The 19,763-nt window shown below is 37.7% G+C and carries 14 protein-coding genes; 9 read left to right on the top strand and 5 right to left on the bottom strand.

The genetic code is table 11. From position 1 onward, the window contains the following. Positions 1–20: 20 nt before the first annotated feature. The 4 genes from DBO93_RS01425 to DBO93_RS01410 all read right to left on the bottom strand — a co-directional run bounded on the left by DBO93_RS01425 (position 21) and on the right by DBO93_RS01410 (position 10,044). Positions 21–218 carry a DUF1289 domain-containing protein gene (locus DBO93_RS01425; protein ID WP_108454737.1) on the bottom strand — a complete coding sequence of 66 codons (198 nt, stop codon included), beginning with the start codon at positions 216–218 and terminating at the stop codon, positions 21–23. Then, positions 215–3,838, bottom strand: coding sequence for a hypothetical protein (locus tag DBO93_RS01420; RefSeq protein WP_108454736.1), 3,624 nt, complete (start codon positions 3,836–3,838; stop codon positions 215–217). Before DBO93_RS01420 ends, DBO93_RS01425 begins: the two co-directional genes overlap by 4 nt. Positions 3,839–4,098: 260 nt before the next feature. Continuing rightward, the gene (locus DBO93_RS01415; protein WP_108454735.1) at positions 4,099–4,578 is read right to left on the bottom strand and encodes a DUF4442 domain-containing protein; all 480 of its coding nucleotides are present in this window, start codon (positions 4,576–4,578) and stop codon (positions 4,099–4,101) included. A 219-nt stretch (positions 4,579–4,797) separates the two neighbouring features. Beyond that, complete coding sequence (locus DBO93_RS01410; RefSeq protein ID WP_239059066.1) at positions 4,798–10,044, bottom strand: S8 family serine peptidase; 5,247 nt, start codon at positions 10,042–10,044, stop codon at positions 4,798–4,800. Between the two features lie 328 nt (positions 10,045–10,372). Between DBO93_RS01410 and DBO93_RS01405 the strand changes: the two genes are divergently transcribed. Genes DBO93_RS01405 through DBO93_RS01390 form a run of 4 tightly spaced genes read left to right on the top strand, consistent with a single transcriptional unit; the run spans position 10,373 to position 13,549 of the window. Further along, positions 10,373–11,212 (top strand): MipA/OmpV family protein, encoded by an 840-nt coding sequence (locus DBO93_RS01405; protein ID WP_108454734.1) that lies wholly within the window; start codon positions 10,373–10,375, stop codon positions 11,210–11,212. Positions 11,213–11,217: 5 nt separating this feature from the next. Next, a complete protein-coding gene (locus tag DBO93_RS01400; protein ID WP_108454733.1) occupies positions 11,218–11,643 on the top strand; it encodes a DUF3019 domain-containing protein in 426 nt (141 codons plus the stop codon). Further along, positions 11,643–12,341: a response regulator transcription factor gene (locus tag DBO93_RS01395; protein WP_108454732.1), complete on the top strand. Its 699-nt coding sequence runs from the start codon at positions 11,643–11,645 to the stop codon at positions 12,339–12,341. Before DBO93_RS01400 ends, DBO93_RS01395 begins: the two co-directional genes overlap by 1 nt. Further along, positions 12,338–13,549 carry an ATP-binding protein gene (locus DBO93_RS01390; protein ID WP_108454731.1) on the top strand — a complete coding sequence of 404 codons (1,212 nt, stop codon included), beginning with the start codon at positions 12,338–12,340 and terminating at the stop codon, positions 13,547–13,549. Before DBO93_RS01395 ends, DBO93_RS01390 begins: the two co-directional genes overlap by 4 nt. Positions 13,550–13,601: 52 nt before the next feature. Here DBO93_RS01390 and orn read toward each other — a convergent pair whose 3' ends face one another. Continuing rightward, on the bottom strand, positions 13,602–14,147 hold the full coding sequence (gene orn, locus DBO93_RS01385; protein ID WP_108454730.1) for an oligoribonuclease: 546 nt from the start codon (positions 14,145–14,147) through the stop codon (positions 13,602–13,604). A gap of 213 nt (positions 14,148–14,360) precedes the next feature. On the opposite strand from orn, the gene rsgA reads away from it, so the two are divergent. From rsgA to DBO93_RS01360, 5 genes are all read left to right on the top strand, one after another. Continuing rightward, positions 14,361–15,398 (top strand): small ribosomal subunit biogenesis GTPase RsgA, encoded by a 1,038-nt coding sequence (gene rsgA, locus DBO93_RS01380; RefSeq protein ID WP_108454729.1) that lies wholly within the window; start codon positions 14,361–14,363, stop codon positions 15,396–15,398. 59 nt (positions 15,399–15,457) lie between these two features. Continuing rightward, positions 15,458–16,303, top strand: coding sequence for an archaetidylserine decarboxylase (gene asd / locus DBO93_RS01375; protein WP_108457698.1), 846 nt, complete (start codon positions 15,458–15,460; stop codon positions 16,301–16,303). A gap of 45 nt (positions 16,304–16,348) precedes the next feature. Then, positions 16,349–17,125: a glycerophosphodiester phosphodiesterase gene (locus DBO93_RS01370; protein WP_108454728.1), complete on the top strand. Its 777-nt coding sequence runs from the start codon at positions 16,349–16,351 to the stop codon at positions 17,123–17,125. A 258-nt stretch (positions 17,126–17,383) separates the two neighbouring features. After that, entirely contained in the window at positions 17,384–17,770 is a 387-nt protein-coding gene (locus DBO93_RS01365) for a BlaI/MecI/CopY family transcriptional regulator (RefSeq protein ID WP_108454727.1), read from the top strand. 34 nt (positions 17,771–17,804) lie between these two features. Beyond that, positions 17,805–19,763 carry a M56 family metallopeptidase gene (locus tag DBO93_RS01360; protein ID WP_108454726.1) on the top strand — a complete coding sequence of 653 codons (1,959 nt, stop codon included), beginning with the start codon at positions 17,805–17,807 and terminating at the stop codon, positions 19,761–19,763.

Genomic DNA, 19,763 nt, shown 5'->3' with positions numbered 1-19,763 from the left:
CTGGCTATTGACCTAGCACGCTATTTTTTTATCTGCTGCTGACGTTGCTCGCATAAGTTAAGTACGTTTTTCTTTGCGTTAGTATCGAGTTTACCCCAAGCCATAATTTCATCTATATGGCGAAAGCAACCTAAACAAACATCTTGCTGATTCAAACAACAATTACGAACACAAGGGCTAGCAACCGGCTCTGTTGACTGATGGTATTTTATATTCATATGGCTTCTGCAAAATCGGTTAATTCAACTATACATGGTTTTAGGTGATTTAATTGATTTTGCAATGCCTCATGTTGTTTAACGGATAATTCACTATCGTTACTATACTCATTCATTAGTAGAGTAAGATCTTCACATTGTGCTATTAAAGGCTTAGCGGCAATGACTTTCGCTAATTTAATTAACGACGATAACGTTTGATTGGCTAATGTATAATTTTTTTCATTAATCGCAGCAATAAGCGTTTGGGCATCAGCCGTAATATCAGTTAAATAATCGTCTAGCATAAAAGCAGCTAGCTCGGCAGAACCTTGATTTTGCGCATATTGATTTAAGTCAAAAGCATGTTTTGTGAAACTGCTTTCTTGTTCATGCTCATGTTTGTCATCTAATTCAACATCAAACAATTGCTCAATATCATCAATACCAACCTCTTGCTCAACCGGTATCGTGACTTTATTAACGTTCAAACTTGTTAGTGGTGATTTTTTACCTATTTCCACTTGAGCTAACACGGTATTACTTTCATTTGTGCCTATACTCATCTTTAACCAAGGTGATAATTGCGCGGTAAGCTTTTGAATATCTAACACTGGCACTAAGGGCTCAACACGCCACGTATTAGGTAACTTGTTTTTATCAATAATAGTCGCTTTTTTACTGGCACTAGAGTTTAAAATAAAAACACCACGACACGTGCTTACGGCTTCATCAATGGCGACATTAACGTCAGTAAATTCAGAGATAACCACTAAAAATCGCCCTGTTCCCCATAAGCGTTCAAGATGCTCCGGCTGAGAAACCAAAGTAAGCTTTAAACCAAGCCAATGCAGTATTCTAATTAACGGTTGATTTTTATTGGCTTCTTCTACGCCCACTAAGACCTCAACTTGGCCTGGTTCAAACCGATAAGGGAAGAAAATTTCAGGTTCAACCAATATATTCATCTGACTATTGCCCTGGAGTAACTGCTCAACATTGGCAACAAGTGCTTCACTAAACCAAGGTAGGTTACATAAAGAAAATAATCCAGATCTTTGCAAAGTTAGATAATTGAACGGCTGAATAACCAAAATTTTGGGCTGTATTTTAGTAGGCAAACTTGCGAGATGCTGTGTAATTAAGTCGTAATCTGATAAATAAACTTCCGAAGATAAAATAATGACATCAACAGAATTTTTAGTTAGGTGTTTGATGCTAAGTTGTCGCTGGAATAATAACAAGTCATGCATGGTTTCAACAACAGCTTTGCTCTTGCTCAGTGCTTGGCAAATCCTTTCACGATGAGGTTTTTCAGTTGCTATCACTAAAATCGAACATTTTGCTAACTTAACCGTTTTATCTTTACTTGTTTGGCTCAAACCTTCAGCCAGAGCAAAAGGCATGTCAAAAGTGAACTTACCTCCCTTATCAAAAGATTGGCATACTTTGTTATCAACATTAAATACCAGCTGCAAGTCCCTTAAATAGTTATCGGTAGCGTTATCATAATCTGCACTGACTTCATCATTAAACGCCAACTGGTCAATTACTTTTATTAACTGCGGCATCTGTGACGCATTATTCATCGCAAAGCTAACGCGTACTATTTGTTGAGCACTATTAACATCAATAACTTTCAGTTCAACATTAAGATCGACTCCCTGTTGCTCTGTGAACATTTTTTGGCAAATTGTCGTGAACATAGCCTGAAAAAACTCACTTTCAAGCGTTACCAAGGTGGCTAAGTTGTCATCCATATCGACATAAATATGATTACTATTTTGCGCTTGGCAAAGACATACATTTGCCAATGCGGTATGTATTTCATTCGCTAATGCGACGGTCGATAACGTTAAAACATAATCGTCACATCTTAGTTGTGCTGAGGCTCGTTGTTGCTCACTCCAGCTAAGGAGTTGATTTAGTGGCTGATAAGCATACTGTTCATTACCAGGATTTAAAGAAGAAACTTGTCGTTGAACCATAGCTTTACTTACGATAGCTAAGGTATCTTCACTGCTGTTAATAATAGCCAGTTTGTCTGTTTGATTCTGCTGTTTAAGCTGCTGCTTTAATTGTGAATTTTCATCTATTAGCGTTCTATATTCTTCTGTATCACACAAACTGCCACACCAAGTACCATCAATATATTCAAGTGTTAGTCGCATCGATTTACCTAGATTACTGGTGACAGATAATTTTTCAACACACTTGTTTTTCTTAGCATCTCTAGCGCTTGTTAATATAGCGCGAACATCAATTCGACTAAAAAAATGACGCCAATGTTTCTCGTTAGATTCGCCAGCTAATAATGCGCTTAATTTTCGCTGAAGTTTTTTTGAAGCTACAGGTAACTGCCAATAAAAATCGCTGGTATGACGCGACATAAGTGTATTATGAGCTTGAAACTGTTGCTGTTGGAGCTGAAAGTCAGCCTCACTATGTAAAGGTTGAGAAAGCTGGTTAATACTTTTAATTATGGTCGAAACCTCAAGCGCTGGTATTGGCGTTGATACCGCACCTGATGTCACTAGCTCTTCAACAACCGTTATACTTTGCCAACCAAAATGTTTGATTTTTCTCCGCAGGCTTATCAGTAAACATAGAAAAATAATGGCAATAAATAGAAAAACACCTGCAATAACACCAATATAGTATTTTGGCTCTAAATCCAGCTTTAAAATAGCTAATCCAGCCACTAGCTGTTGTTCTATAATTGAAGATTTAGGCGACTGAACGACAAGCACTTCATCAAGTAAGGGGCTAAGTTCGGTTTTTTGTCTTGCTAATTCAGTTTGTAAATCAATTGCCATACGTAATTGACCACGCCATTTTGCCAAAGTATTTTGCTCACTAAATAGCAAGGCATTAAGGACTAAAATTTGTTCTGTTAAAGCTTCTTCGTGTGGGGTTTTAGACACTAAAGTGGCAGAATGATCCAGCCAATAACTTATCTCACGTTGGGCTTTAAGTTTAATATAATCAAACTCAGCTAGATCGTATTGCAAATCAAGCTGGTTAAACATCACTAACGTATCAATCAAACTTTGATGTAATTCATGATTGACTTTTAAACTAGCAATGAGACGACTGAATGTTTTCGCGCGATTAATCGCGGTTCTAGCCGTAGATTTTTCGACGCTAATTTGTCGGAATAATGTTTTTTGTTCAACCGATTGTTCAGAAATTAACAAGGCTAAATTGTCAGCAATTAATGTTAGTTGAATGATGACATTATCTTTGAGTTGGATATTTCGTCGTTCATTTTCAGTCAACAGTGTTACATTTTCAGATTGTAACTTTAACTCCTGCAAGAGTTGTTCTAACCGTCTTCTATTATTTCGACTTGTATCAGATATTTTCTTTAAATTAGCATTCAAAGTTAAATAATTGTCTGCAAAAGTTGTAGCGTATTTACTGCTGATTATTTCACTGAGCAAGCGATCATTTTTAATCAGGAGTTGTTGGCGTTGATTAAATTGTTCAATTGCAGGTAATTGTTGATATTTAAGTTGGGTTAAATCTTGTTCATATTGATAGTAAAGCGAAAATCCAACAATAAAAAGCAGCGCAAAGCTCAACATTAATAAAGATAGTCGGCTGGTAAGTTGGCGATATAAGGGTAATGTTGAATCCATGAACGAGGACTATCCTAATTGGTCAAATACATAATGGGCAGTTTATAAAGACAAACCAACTCGATAAATTAACAGTATAGTGAAATGGTTTGGCTATATAACAGTGTATGGATTTAACGTTAATTAGCAACGATTAATCTAATAGGAGAAAGTATTTTTAAGTAAGTTAATGCAGTAAAAGTAAACGGACTTCTTTTTAAAACCGTTTACTATGCAATACAACACAACATATTATGGATTATAACTAAGTTATCAACTTATTATTTTTTAGTGACCCATGCCCATTGCATCAGGCACTCTATTGGCTGTTCACCTGACTCATCAGTAATACTTACTGCAATGTCCATAGTGCCTTTTTCTTCAGTTAGTAACGCTATTTGTTCATCTGAAATAACAGCAACGGCGGTTAAATCACCTTGCATTCTGCGCTGATAATTAATGGTCAGTGACTTTAATAACGGTAAGCATCTGTCAGGTAAGTTAATACCAAAAACGATCCCCGTAGCAGACTCAGCTAGCAGTGCCGCAGCAATCGCATGAACACCACCAATATGATTTTGAACTCGTTTACGATTTGCCATCAACATCGTCACTTGTTGAGTTTGAATATCAAGAATGCGAACCTTCGAGGTGTTCGCATATTTTACTTGCGAACAAAAGAGTTTCGTCAACAGAAATGAATGACTAAACTTAGGAAGTTTTTTAATGTTTACTATTGCACGACTAAAACGGTTTGCCATAAATACCCTTATAATATTGATCTAACTTAAGAGTGCAACATACTGGTCAGACCTGCAAGCGTTTTATAAATAATTAAGCACTTCTCGCTGTTCTTTAATAATAAACACCTTCTGTATGTAGAGTAAAACCCGACCTAATAAACGTTTTTGATACATTATCCAAACATAAAAAAGCCCCACTTAATTGCTTAAGTAGGGCTAACTATCGTTATAAATATACTAGCTCATACGTTTACGGCGTAAACCTAATAGTGCTAGTAGCATCAATGATGCATAACCTAACGAACCACCTGATGATTTTTTAACTTCTGGTGTTTCTTCATTTTCAACAATAAGTGCTGCTTCATCAATTCCGTCAGAAGCCACTGTAAGCATAAAACTCGTGCTAGCTTTATCTGATGGGTTTTCTAGATCAGCAACCGTTACAGTCACCATAGTTTCACCATCAAAGTCAGCAGCAGGCGTTATTGTAACAGTAGAGCCAGATTCATTACTGCTAGCTACACCTGTTACATTTGCACCACTTATAGTAATTGAGTTGGCAGTTTTCAATTCAGAATTATCTGCATAGTAAACATTAATATCTACAGACTCGTCTTCAGCAACCGTCATATCGTTAATATCAGTAATATCGATATTTGAAGGTGTTACCAAAGTATGCGTCATTACCATATCGGCCATACCGTCTACTTGGCTAGTTGCTGTCATCACTTGATCAGTACCAATTGCATCACGTTGAACTTGTGTCCACATGGTCACTTCGAATTGTGATGATTCTGGACCGTAGTAATCGAAACAAATCACCAAGCCATCGTGAAGTTTCTCTTGAAGATCATCTCGAGCAAACTGTTCACCTAAGAAACCACCACTAATTGGTCCACGAACATATAAAGGTCCTGTGAAACCTTGTAAACCAATACTACCACGTGCGTTTTGGGTACCAAAATCAATGTTGTCATAAGCAAAGTAAAGTTCATGCTCGTTTTTACCGTGTCGCGTATTAACATTGAAAATTAATTCGTAATCAAAACGATCATCTTTTTCTTCCCAGATAATTGGACGGTTAGGTTGCGAAGAGTCAATACCTGCATGTGCATATGTACGTGCATTATCTACTTCGATAATACCCCAACCAGATGATGTGCTTGCTAAAGAAATACCAGCCACTTCTGAGTATGTATTAATTAACGGTACACTCATCATTTCAAAACCACTAGTAGCCATTTCCCCTAAACCTCGAGCACGCCATAATGGACCAACTGATTCATATGGGAAGCTATTGTAAGGAAATACACCGTGGTATGGTGAAGGCCAACGTGAAGCCATCATATCAAAAAAGCCAGTACCACGCAGTGTGATGGCGTTTTCAACCCAATAATTCAATTGGTCAGTATTGTTGTAAAGATGGAATGATTTATAAAGACCGTTGAAAAGTACTTCAATAGGTAGCTCTATACCGCGGTCATAATTAATATTATTATTACCAACAGGGTCACCATTTTCATCGACACTTAAGTCAAAACCAGAGAAACTTGGGCCATAGTTAAACTCTTCTAAATCAACATAACCACCTGGGTTACTGTTACCAAAGTTTGGCATTAAACACATTTCGTCTTCAACGTTAGTAGTAACTATGTAACTCGGTGTTACTGTAGATGTATCTGGTTGCATACCTGAAATAGTAACGGTATTACCTTCAATAGTGACACTTTCCACCATGTCGCTAGATGAGAAGATATCTTCTTCGGTGATACTAATACCTGCTGGCATTTGTGCTGTAATAGTAAACGCACGATCAACACCAGTATCATTTGGCTGTACTTCAAACGTATACGGCACAACATCACCCGCACGAGCGATTGTTTGAGGCACATCTAAATGCACATCATTTTGACCACGCTCTAATTTAAAGGCTACTTTACCAACATTACCCGCATTAACCTCTGAAGTACCAAAATCTAATACAGAGTAATATATGTCACCCTCAACCATATCTGGCATATTAAAGTTTAATGTTGCACTTACTGTATTTTTACCATCAGTTGGTTCAACATCAAGTGTCATATCTGTTGCAATTTCATCAGCAATTACCGCAATAGTATAAGTGAATACTTCTGGCCCAATGCCTGGATATTGTTCAGTCCAGTTTGGTGCTTGACCAAGTAATCGACCTGAGTTGTATATAACCGCCCAATAAGTACCTTCTTCTGGTGAGTTGATATTACAGAAGTTATTAAACAAGATGTGATTCGAAACACATAGAATTTCTTCAAATGGATCCGGAGCGCCATTACCGTTGTAATCTTTACCAACAAAAATAGTCGCGTTACCTTTATCAGTTTGGCCTTCTAGGTCAGATTGAACCGTACCTAAAGACTCTATCATCAGACGTTTAGTACCCGCTGGCACTTCAATCATTTCAACCACTGTCGCTTCATCAATACGCATTGAAGTATCAATACCTTCAGAGCCTTTGGTCGTCCATGGGAAGTAACCATCATCATCTTTTGGTATTGCCACCGTTTTAACTTCAGCTTTTACTGGTGAGTAAACCTGAGTATAAGGTGTTGCTAATGCTGGCAATTCTATATCGTTAAATTGGAAACTACCTTCGTTTCGATGTGCTATTGCACGTAGACGAGAAGGCATACCATTTTTACTAAATTTAAAGGCAAGTGGTAGATGTGCTTCAGAGCTTGCACCGGTTGTTTCCGTTAGAATAACATCTGAGTGTAATTCTACTTCCGCATTTGAAAATAGATCTTGAGTATCCATAATAGATGCTTCAAAAACAATAGTCTGGGTGTCACCCGCTGCAACTGTAAACTCACTAGGAGATGCTTTAATGTTGACACCATTTTGTGGATATTGGCTACGAACATCAAAATTCCAGTTATAAACATCAGCATGATCAACTTTCCATGTGCCCGCTTTAGTCGCTTTAAATGTACGCGTCCATTGACAAGTCGGCTTACATTCAAAATTAACTAATTGTGGAATATTTAATCTATGTACTTGTCCACCGTTGTTCGGGTTAGCTGCACGGAAGTTTTCAATGCTTTCATCCATGATCAAACCCGTATCAATTGCTTCAGCAACGTTTATACGGCCCGCACCTGCTCGGTAAATAAAGGCATCACCGATATCACCATCAGCTTGATTGAGTCGTCTATATTTAACAACATTATCAGCCGTCAACATTAATGCAGATTGTACTTCTGTTGGTGTCCAATCTGGATGTGCTTGACGAATAAGTGCCATAGCACCAGCAACATGTGGTGACGCCATTGATGTACCGCTTATTGCGATATAATCTGCCGACCCGCCAGCTTCAGTAAATGGATGTTCATCGGCATAAGCAGCATAAATATTAACACCTGGTGCTGCTATCTGTGGAATAAGCATTTCAGCCGTTGAATTACTTGGACCGCGCGATGAAAAGTTGGCTAACCAATCGCCATTTGCTTCATCGTGCTCATTCCCAATAAACGTTTTCCCTAGGGAGATCATATGGCCTTTTTCTGAATAAGAATCAAGCCAGTCTTCTAAACCATAGTTATAGCCGTCGTCACCATATGAGGTCACTTCGCCATGCCATTGTTCATAAGTCAAATGGGCAGAAGGTAATGAATAACTAGAGATAGGCGTACTGTCACCCTTAGCATAATTGAACATAATGAAACCGTCTGCACCACCAGCTTTAACGTTGTCTGATTTAGCAGTACGTGCAATACCATTAGCATCAGTCAGGCTATTTCGTGCACACACAACGATTACGTTTGTATCACCCTCTGCTGCACCAACGATAGCCGAGCCATCTTTATAGAAATTAAAGGTGTCAGGTGCGTATTCTGTACCACAGTAACCGCTAGAATCACGGTCACCATTCATATCATCATAATCTTTCGCCCAAACAACAACACCCGTTATTTCGGTTTCATTGACTGAGCCACCCACACGACCAGATTCACTCCACCAAGGCACTTCACTGCCTAAGTCGCTTCCATCACTGTCTTGTGCAAAACCAGCAAAAGCAATAGGTGTCTCTACTTTTGTTTCTCGGTCATGTGTAGTTGCAGCAACACTAGCTAGCCAAGGTGAAGCATGATCGATTGAGCCAAAATATTCAGCAGCACCATCAGCTTGACCACCATTACCTGCTGCTACTGCAACAGAAATACCAGCTTCACGAGCAGCTAAGAAACCTAGTTCAGTACTATCATCCCACGGTGAGCTATTGTCTTGGCCACCAATTGAGAAGTTAATAACATCAACGCCATCTTTAATGGCATCTTCAATACCACCAATGATAGCTTCCCATGGACAACCAGCATAACCCGCGTCATTTGTTGCATGACAAACCTGATAAGCAACTACGTTGGCATGTGGCGCAACGCCAGAAAGGTTGAACATATCTTCTTTAACTAAGGTACCGTCAGAGGTGTTGACAAATTCTGGTAGCACGTAGTCAACATCTTTTAATACATTACCCGCCGCTGTCGAGGCAACGTGAGAACCATGGCCTTGATAATCTTCACCGATGGCAGGAAAACCTGGGATCATTTCTTCAAATGCATCAGTAATGACATCATAGGTACGAATACCTAACAGTTTGTCGTTACATAGGTTTTCTTGTCCTTCAACAGCACAAGCACCAGCATAAACTCCGGCGCCCCATGGGTTGGTATGGTCGTATCCATCATCACCAATATCAGCAAAAGAAGGATGGTCACTATTGATACCTGTATCAATAATACCCATGATAATGCCTTCACCTTTATATTCGATGCCCGCATCGGTGTTACCAGACCAGACTTTATCCGCACTTATTTTTTGTGGGCCAGCATCTGTATGTAACTGATAGGTTTTTGCTCGATGAACAAAAGCTACATGCGGAAGCTGAGAAACACGTCGTGCTTCATCTTGTGTCATCTCAACTGAAAAAGCATTTACCGCAGTGGTAAATTGCTTACGCACTTTTTTCGCGCCAACAACCTGACTCATGGCGTTAATTGCAGCACCCTGCTTTTCCATTAAGAAATTGCTATATGTCGTAATACGATCTGTGGTTGCTTTACCAGCTTCATATAAACTCGATACACCAACTTCTTTTGACAACACTTTAACGTGTGTTGCCGCTAAGCCTTTAATACCACCTTCATACAAAGATACTGGCTCATTAAGTAAACGCACAACATAAATATGCTCACCGAATAAATCGGCTTCTTCTGCAAATTTGTTTTGTTGGTTATTTAATTGAACATTGAGGCCATCAGCTTCTAGCATGCTATCGGTAAAAGCTTGACCGCTTGAATTGACTTGTAATTGGTTAATCTGCTCTTGCGTTAGGTTAGGTTGTTGCAGCGTGTTGATTGTATCCGCTGGTACCAAACTCGCAGCAACATACATTGAGCCAGCCCCATATAGGGCAGCGGCCAATGCAATAGTTATGCTGTTTTTAGTCACGTTGTTAACTCCATTGATTAGTTTTTATTTTGACCACTTCTTTAGAAGTGTTGCGTAATATATAACCAAGATTAAAGGACTAGAGTTATGTAATTTATGTAGCGTTTTGTATCATTTTAAGCCACGTATTAAAGTGACAAAAAATACTTTTTCGATAGATTAAAATGAAATATTAATTTCCAGCCTAATGAAAATGCAGGTCGCAAATACACTGCCAGTATCTACTTTAGAATAAGGATACTTTTGTAGGGTTTTGTACAGATGGATTTCAAAAAAATTAAAACTTTGCTAATCTAACATTATAAATATATTTGAGTAATTTTCTTCTGTGTTCACTAAAATTTTAACTATTCTGTTATTAATGATTTGTTTTTTTTCCTCTTCAAGCTTTGCGTTTGAACAAGAGATTGAAAGCAATGAATTTAACTTATCCATATACTTAGGCAAAGGCCGTATCGAGACGCCCCTTATTGATCGTGGTGATCTGAGTGTTAATATTTTTCCGTCAATTACTTATTATGGAGACAAATTTTTTATTGATGGTACGACAATAGGTTATAGCTTATTAGAAACAGATAATTTACTTATTGATGTTGTCGGGTTATTAAATGAAGACGGCATGTTTTACCACTTTGATAGCAATAAAAATTACACTCTCGCGAACATTCTTGGCTACAACCCTGGTACTGTTGGTAACAAATTCCCTGATTTATCCGGTTTTGCGACAATTGAACGAGATATTTCTTATCTTGGTGGTATCAGCTTTACTTTTATGACCGATTACTTCAACACACGTGTCGGCTACTTCCATGATGTTACCAATGTGCACAATGGCAACGAACTACACCTTAGCATTTCTAAAGGCTTTAACTTTGAATGGTTTAACGCGTCTATTGAATTAGGGCAAATTGAAAAAAGTATCAATCTGGTGAATTATTATTATCAATTTACCGAAGCCGAACTCCACGTTTTTAAACGCAGTGGATATACCGCAGAATCAGGAACCAATCGCTATTATAAGGTAAATGTTGAAGTGCCAATAAGTGAGTCCTTTTCACTTGTGGCTGCCGTCAAACATACACTAATAGGCGATGAAATTCGTGAAAGCATTCTCATTGATAAAGGTAACTTTATCACCAGTTTTATTGGCTTAAAGTATCAGTATTAGGTGTGATGATGAAAGTGATTATATTCAAATACATAGTTACTTCTATCTTTTTACTGCTCAGTAGTGCCGGTTATAAAATAAATGCGCAAGAGCTGGGTCAACTCAATAACCAATCTATTGCCGTCAATATTCAACCACAAGTTTGTGTTGTTGAAAAACAAAATCAACGCTGTAAAGAAATGTTAGTGTTAAAAATTAATTATAAAATTCATCAACGATTTTGTGTCTTCAATCGTAGTACGCCGAAAATAAAAACATGTTTTGCCCCAGAAGCTTCTGAACAGTTTATTTTTCAAGTAGACACAGATAAAACCACTCACATTATCATCGAAGATGAAGAAAGCCGACTTCCATTAACTTCAGCGATATTGAAAGTCGTGCAGTATCGTCCAGTAAGAAAACGCAGAAATTATGGTTGGAACTTTTTTTAATGCCACAAATACTTTGTAAACTATTACTCATAGAGGATGACCTTCCATTAGCATCACTGATTTGTCAGTATTTACGGGCTAAAAAGTGTGATGTAGTACATATTAGTACGGGTGCGGAAGTTAGCTTGCTGGTCAATCACCACGACTTTGACATTGTCATATGTGACGTGATGTTACCTGACATTAATGGCTTTGAGCTACTTAAAATTATTCAACAAAAAATGCACTGTCCTGTTATTTTCCTAACCGCACTTGATGATGACAAAGATCAAATTCACGGATTAGAAATTGGCGCAGCAGATTATGTAGTAAAACCCATTGAACCAGCGGTTTTATTAGCTCGTATTAACGTGCACATAAGAGAGCATCATAAAAGTACCTCATTGAAAAAAATTCGTTTCGATGATTTTGTCATAGATGCAGTTGCGAAGAAAATTAGTGTCGCTGGCGAAGTATTACCTTTTACCATTCAAGAGGTTGATGTACTTCACTTACTCGCCAATCATCATAACGATATCGTTGCACGAGAGGTACTATTTAAACACATTGTTGGCCGAGATTATGATGGTCTCGACCGCGCTATAGATTTAATCATGAGTAGATTACGCAAAAAACTTATCGACTTAACACTACCTCAACTGACTATTCGTTCGATACGAGGTAAAGGCTACATGTTAAATATAGATACCTCGAAATGAAGTACCAATTTTTTCGCTTATACGTTTTATTTGTTCTGATATCTGCCGCTATTATTTTTTCGTTTAGTGAAATATATACTTTTGTAAACAACAAAAACACTAGCTACCAAATTGATATCGAACAAATTTTTGAACAAAACAAAGATTCAAAAAAAACGATAACGATGGAAAATATCGCACGTAATAGCATTGCCTTACCTAACAGTTTAAGCACTTTACTCGATAACGGCTATGTTATAAAACTGGCGAATGAAGACGGTTTAGAATTTTATTATAAAAAGAACAACGCTGAAGAAATTAGTAAATACGGCCCCTTTTATCAACCAGAAAAAACTGATGACATTGAGTCTTTTTATGTGGTTTTGGTTTTTTATTCTGCACTTGCCTTATTATTACTTTGTTTTATTTGGCCGCTATTTAGAGACATGGCTAAATTACAAAACAGTGCCACTGCTTTTGGTGAAAAGCTCTCCTTTGTAAAAATTAAATTAAGGCCATCATCCCCAATATATCCTTTAGCTAACACCTATAATAAGATGGCCAATCAGATTGTAGAAACCATGCAAATGTATCAAGACTTATCGCGAACAATGGCACATGAAATACGGACACCATTATCCAGAATGAAATTTCTGTCAGAAATCATTTCTTCAACGGTTGAGGCTGAACATACCGAACGATTAAACAAAGATATTATTGAAATCCAAGAATTGATGAAGGAATATTTATCATTTGAGCGTTTGGAAAATCATCAATATTTAAAAGCTAAAAAAACCATTAATGTCCCTGATTTTCTTGATGGTTTGGCACAAAAATATCAATATATTGATAGTTCAATCACGATCCAATTTAACACCAAAGTCGTCAGTGCTTATTTCAATGATAAAACCATGACAATCGCACTACAAAACTTGATTAATAATGCTTTGAGATATGCACACAGCCAAATAATTGTAGAATTTTCAATTATCGGTGGCCGATGCTTGTTAAGTGTTTCCGACGATGGCGCTGGTGTAGGAAAAGAAGCGGAAAAATTGGTACAACCTTTTATCAGAAAAGAACCTGATAAAGCGACAGAAACGGGTTATGGTTTAGGTTTATATATTGCTCGAAAAGTACTTATTTGGCATCAAGGAACGATAAGATTAGCAAATTCATCGACACTATCAGGTGCACAAATCACCTTAAGATGGCCAAACAGAGCCTAAACAGTCGACTCTGTAATGCCATGGAAAACATTGAACAGTTGACGAGAAAGCATTAAAGCTTAAAAAAGTGTTGCTGATAAACCTTAAGTTCCGCAATCGACTCACGGATATCATCCATGGCTAGGTGGGCACCGGTTTTAACCACTTTGTCTAATACTTCTGGCTTCCAGCGTCGTGCTAACTCTTTAATTGTACTGACATCGAGATTGCGATAATGAAAATAATCTTCAAATTCAAGCATGTATTTATTAATAAAGCGTCTATCTTGTCCAATGCTGTTGCCACACATAGGTGATTTACCTTTCGTGACATAAGGCTTAATAAATGCCAAGGTTTCAGCACTCGCTTGCTCAATACTCGTTGTACTTTCACGACACCTTTGTGTTAACCCTGATTGGCCATGATGCTCGATGCACCATTCATTCATATTATTTAAAACATCATCACTTTGATGAATAGCAAGCACAGGACCTTCAGCTAACACATTGAGTTGGCTGTCGGTAATTATTGTCGCAATTTCTAAAATAACATCTGTCTTAGGTTCAAGGCCTGTCATTTCTAAATCTAACCAAATTAAATTGCTGTCATTCGCGCTCATTGTTATCCCTAAGTTAATTACTTATTATCAAGTTAGCTCCAATTATCAAAGCACTTACACGATGTAGTGTCTGTAAAAGGCGCAATTACACATGCATTTATATAATGCTTGGGTATATAATACGTCAGAATGTAGCATGATTAAAATTATTTGTCGGTAGCCTTATCAGAATAATACATAAATGCTGAGATAACATAAAAATGAGACTAACTTGTGGCTAAAGCCAAAAAACTGACCAAAGGTCAAGCACGGCAGATCAAAGCTAACCAAAGTAAGAAGTTACGTAAATCTACTGAAAAAGTTCAATGGCAAGATGATGAACTTGCTGCAGCCGAAACAGGTACTGTTATTAGTCGCTTTGGTCAACATGCTGACGTTGAAAGCAGCGACGGCATTATTTTTCGTTGTAATTTACGTCGCAGCATTTCGTCTTTAGTTTGTGGCGATAAAGTACTTTGGCGTAAAGGCAAAGAAACCCAACATAGTATTTCTGGTGTTATAGAGGCAGTTCACGAGCGAAATTCAGTACTGAGTCGACCCGATGTTTATGATGGTGTTAAACCCATTGCCGCCAACATAAGCCAAATTTTAATTGTTTCCTCGGTATTGCCTGCCTTTAATGCTGACATTATCGATCGTTATTTAGTCGCCGCAGAACAAACAGGTATAACACCGGTTATCCTCTTAAATAAATTAGATTTACTCGATGATAGCAATCGTGAAGAGATTGAAAAGCAATTAAATATTTACCGGAAAATAGGATACCAAGTTACTTACGTGAGTAACGAAACGGGTGAAGGTATTGCTGAGTTAAAATTACAGCTGAGCCAACATACCAGTGTATTTGTTGGTCAATCAGGTGTGGGTAAATCAACGCTGACCAATACATTAATGCCAGAGTTAGGAGTAATGACTAAAATTGTTTCAGAAAACTCAGGGCTTGGGCAGCACACCACAACGGTTGCTCGACTGTATCATTTTGAACAAGGTGGCGATTTAATTGACTCACCCGGTATTCGAGAGTTTGGCTTATGGCATTTATCACCTGGGCAAGTAAGTAATGGCTTTATCGAGTTTGACGAATATTTAGGTACCTGTAAGTTTCGTGACTGCAAACATCAAAACGATCCTGGCTGTGCATTAATTGCGGCTAGAGATGAGGGCAAAATTTTCCCGGAACGTCTTGCCAGTTTCCAAAAAATATTAGCCAGTTTAGGTGATAACACCCTAACCTCGCGCTTTAATGATTAAAACAAAAAATAAATTAAGGAAAAACAGTGTTAGATAAAATTAAAATTGCTTTGCAATACATGATGCCAAAACACGCTATCTCAAGACTTGTAGGTAAATTCGCTGCCGCTGAAGCCGGCTGGCTAACCACTAAAGCGATTAGCTCCTTTATTAAAGCTTATGAAATCAATATGGCTGAAGCAAAATTAAAAAATGCCACTGATTTTAAAACTTTTAACGACTTTTTCACTCGTGAACTTGAAGACGGTGCTCGTACCTTTATCGAAGATGCCAGTACGGTTTGTTATCCAGTTGATGGTGCTATCAGCCAACAAGGTCCGATTGAGCAAGGCCAACTTATTCAAGCAAAAGGCTTTAATTACAGTTTAGAAACCTTACTCGGTGGCGATAAAGCAACAGCAGCGCCTTTTCAAGACGGTGAGTTTTCATGTATTTACCTCGCCCCTAAAGATTACCACCGCATTCACATGCCAATTGCTGGCACCTTGCGTGAGATGATCTATGTACCAGGCGATTTATTTTCAGTTAACCCGTTAACTGCTAATAATGTGCCTAATTTATTTGCCCGTAACGAACGTGTTGTCGCTATATTTGATACCGAACATGGTGCAATGGCAATGGTACTTGTGGGCGCAACCATTGTAGCCAGTATTGAAACAGTATGGGCAGGTACAATTACACCGCCGGCCGGTAAAGATGTATTTCGTTGGCAGTACCCGACAGAGGGAGCAAGTGCTATAACCTTGGAAAAAGGTGCTGAAATGGGGCGTTTTAAATTAGGCTCTACCGTTGTAACTACCTTTGCGCCAAACATGGTGAAATTTAATCAAGCAGCCGGACCAGAAACCGTTACCCGTCTTGGTGAACATTATGCAGATTTAGTAAACAAAAATGAAAGTGCGTAAGTTACTCCCTTTGACTAAAGCCCTCAACACAGAGATCTTTAGTCAATGAAAATTATTGCACATAGAGGTGCTAGCGGTGAATTTCCTGAAAACTCACTGCTAGCATTTGAACAAGCCATAATACAAAACTGCGATGCTATTGAGTTTGACGTACAATTTCATCAACCTAGCGAAACTTTTATTCTTCTTCATGATAGTTACCTTGATGTTGATGTTGATGTTAAAAAAAGCAAAAGCCACACAATTGATAGTACAACAGGCAATATCAGCGAAAAAGTACATTTCAATCAATTACCTCTTAATGAGCTTTTAAACACTGCCACTGATGCTAAATATAAAATTTGTACGTTAACTCAAGCGCTAGAATGCATTAAGGGTCAATGCCAGATTAATATTGAATTAAAATCAGCAGCACAAGGTGCTCAACTTTTAGATCAAATTCAAAGATTAAGTCACCTATTAGTACAAGCAAAAACACAACAGTTAATTACTTATCAGCAACTTGTTATTTCATCGTTTAATCACCATGCACTTTTATTGGTAGCAGAACATTTACCTGAAATAACAACAGCAGCGCTCATCGCTTGTTGTCCCATTACCTACGCTGAATTTTGTAAAAAATTAAACGTTAAGATGTTAAACCTTTCGATTGAATGCCTAAACCCAGAAATTGTTAACGACGCACACCATAGAGGGTTGCAAGTATGGGTTTATACTGTCGATAATGTCGTTCAAATAAAGCAATGTCTTGCTTACCAAGTGGATGGCATATTTACCAACTTTCCACAGCGAACACGCGAAATAATTTCGACATTGAATTAGCACAAAAACAATAAAAGCATTACCTCCTGTCGGTTGTTTTTTTAAGATTAAAATTGAGCAATCTAGCATTTGCTATTGCTCATTTATTCAGCGCAAGATAGGATGGGTGATATATGATACGAGTAAGTTCGTATATTGACACAAAAACGCTGCAAATAATGCAACATAGCAATACCAAGCTGATGAACGAAAATAGCGTAAGCTTACGCCAATCGGTTTAGTACATTAATTAAAGATAAAATTACCTAAGGAATCTCAATGTCACGAGATAAATCAGATATTAAGCCTACAGAAGCTGAGCTGACGTTGCTTAATATACTTTGGAGAATGGGACCCGCTACCGTTCGACAAATCCATGAAACGGTAAGTCAAACACAAACGACTGGCTACACTACCGTATTAAAAATACTACAAATAATGCACGAAAAAACCTTAGTTATTCGCGATGAAAGCAACCGAGCACATGTTTATGCTCCGGCAAATAGTGAAATGGTCACCCAATCTTCTTTATTAAAAGACTTAGTATTAAAAGCTTTTGGTGGTTCTACGTCAAAACTCGTCATGCGTGCGTTAGATAACTCAACCAGCAAAAAAGAAATTGAAGATATAAGACAGTTACTTAACGAATTAGAACAACAATCTTAATTAACTTATGACTTAAAAGGTAACTTAAATAGGCATGTTTCAGGAAAGCTTAATTAATAATCCATTATTAGCTGCTTTAGCCATTACTCTTATCCATTTTTTATGGCAAGGAGTACTTGTTGCTGCGGTATTAAAAGCTTTACTGTCGTTAATTTCTTACCAAAAATCTCAACTACGTTATGCATTAAGTACGTTAGCCATGCTAGCAAACCTTATTTTACCCGCGGTTACTTTTTTCCTAGTTTATGATATCGACTACCGTCAAGTAACACACCTTGTGTATGCTTTACCTTTGCTTGATCAAAGCTTATATCTAGAGCAAATACAGACTAATGTTTGGTACATAGAGTGGTTAGAGTATTTACCATTATTGACCATTGTATGGCTTAGCTTCGTTATCGTATTAGCTCTTAAATTAATCATAGAATTATATAATGTAAATCGCCTACCTTTACAGGGCTGTTCTGCAGCTGATGCTACGTTGCAAAAGCGCTTTGATAGCCTAATTACGAAAGTTGGCTTATCAAGACACATACCTTTACTGCTTTCTAGTAAAACAGATGTACCTATGGCTATTGGTTGGTTAAAACCTGTTGTGTTGCTTCCCTTTAGTATGATCTCAGGATTAACCCCACAACAATTAGATATGCTGTTACTCCATGAGTTAGCTCATATTCGACGTCATGATTACTTAGTTAACTTTTTACAGACTTTGGTCGAAATTACATTATTCTTCCACCCTGGTGTGCGATGGGTTTCAAAACAAATGCGCAATGAGCGAGAATATTGCAGCGATGACATTGCGGTACAACACTGCGGCAGTCCACTCGCCTATGCACATACTCTGGCTGATACCGCGTCGTTATGCGTAAAGCATCGTCATAATACTATTCCCAACATGGCAATGGCAGCTTCTGGCGGAGATCTAAAACAACGGGTTGTTCGCCTGCTAGATCATCAACAACATTGTACAAAAACAAATGACTCAGGTAAGTGGTTAGCATCGATTAGTATTTTACTTACGGTTATTTTTCTTTTTTCAAAATACTCGCTAACGCTACCCATTATTGATTTACAATCAGGCAGTATTTCATTGTATAATTCTGCGGCTAAAGTTAATAAAAACTGGTCATTAGAAACAGCGATGATTATTGAGCAAGACAATAACAACAGCTCACTTGCAAGCCGTTTATTGGCTATAGATAATTCCACTAGTGCTGATTCATCTTCAATACCTTCTCAGAATCGCAAAGCACAAAAACTTAATTCAACGCTTCAACCTATCACTAAAGCCCCGTTGAAGTCGCAAGGCGTTGTCAGTGAATACACAACAAACCCTTATTACAATGAACTCCCCTTCGTTGATATGAATGTAAGCGATAGAAAAAATATTACCCAACACCAAGCTGAGTTAAGTGGCGCTTTAGTGACTAACCAACCACAAACAAAAACGCGTACTAAATCAATGTCAGATTTAGCCTTTGAGCGTACAGATTCAAAACAAAACATTGACAAAAACAATGCTTACTCCAAGCAAATTAGTACCTTGTTAAATGAACCAATAACGCCAAGTGATGACGTAATCACCGCGTTAAATAAAACTCAAGCTAGCAATTATTATCAAGCATCAAATCCCCTGAAACTGACGGCTAATATCAACCGTTTCAATCAAGCAAAATTAAGCAATAATACATCTGAAAACAAAGGTTTTCAGCTTAATATGGTTGCGGCTAAACTATTAAATTCTGCAGACCCTAAATATCCTATTTCTGCAAAAAGAAAAGGTATTGAACTAGAAGTTATGGTTGAGTTTGATATTGACCGAAATGGCTTGGTCAAAAATATTGAATTTGAATCAAAAAGTAAAGTGAACTACTTTCGAAGTGCCATTCGTAATGCAATGGAAAAATGGCGCTTTCTACCAGCCAAAGAAAATGGCCGCGCGGTAGAAAGCAAAATGTCTAAAATATTTTCGTTTAGTCTTTTAAATTAA

This window comes from Colwellia sp. Arc7-D, assembly GCF_003061515.1.
Lineage (GTDB): Bacteria > Pseudomonadota > Gammaproteobacteria > Enterobacterales > Alteromonadaceae > Cognaticolwellia.
This window is presented reverse-complemented; position numbering and strand designations above follow the sequence as displayed.

Coding starts and splice junctions, on each gene's coding strand:
- DBO93_RS01370 (WP_108454728.1), top strand. CDS start 16,349: ATGAAAATTATTGCACATAGAGGTGCTAGCGGTGAATTTCCTGAAAAC.
- DBO93_RS01360 (WP_108454726.1), top strand. CDS start 17,805: ATGTTTCAGGAAAGCTTAATTAATAATCCATTATTAGCTGCTTTAGCC.
- DBO93_RS01425 (WP_108454737.1), bottom strand. CDS start 218: ATGAATATAAAATACCATCAGTCAACAGAGCCGGTTGCTAGCCCTTGT.
- DBO93_RS01420 (WP_108454736.1), bottom strand. CDS start 3,838: ATGGATTCAACATTACCCTTATATCGCCAACTTACCAGCCGACTATCT.
- DBO93_RS01415 (WP_108454735.1), bottom strand. CDS start 4,578: ATGGCAAACCGTTTTAGTCGTGCAATAGTAAACATTAAAAAACTTCCT.
- DBO93_RS01395 (WP_108454732.1), top strand. CDS start 11,643: ATGCCACAAATACTTTGTAAACTATTACTCATAGAGGATGACCTTCCA.
- DBO93_RS01365 (WP_108454727.1), top strand. CDS start 17,384: ATGTCACGAGATAAATCAGATATTAAGCCTACAGAAGCTGAGCTGACG.
- asd (WP_108457698.1), top strand. CDS start 15,458: ATGATGCCAAAACACGCTATCTCAAGACTTGTAGGTAAATTCGCTGCC.
- DBO93_RS01390 (WP_108454731.1), top strand. CDS start 12,338: ATGAAGTACCAATTTTTTCGCTTATACGTTTTATTTGTTCTGATATCT.
- DBO93_RS01400 (WP_108454733.1), top strand. CDS start 11,218: ATGATGAAAGTGATTATATTCAAATACATAGTTACTTCTATCTTTTTA.
- orn (WP_108454730.1), bottom strand. CDS start 14,147: ATGAGCGCGAATGACAGCAATTTAATTTGGTTAGATTTAGAAATGACA.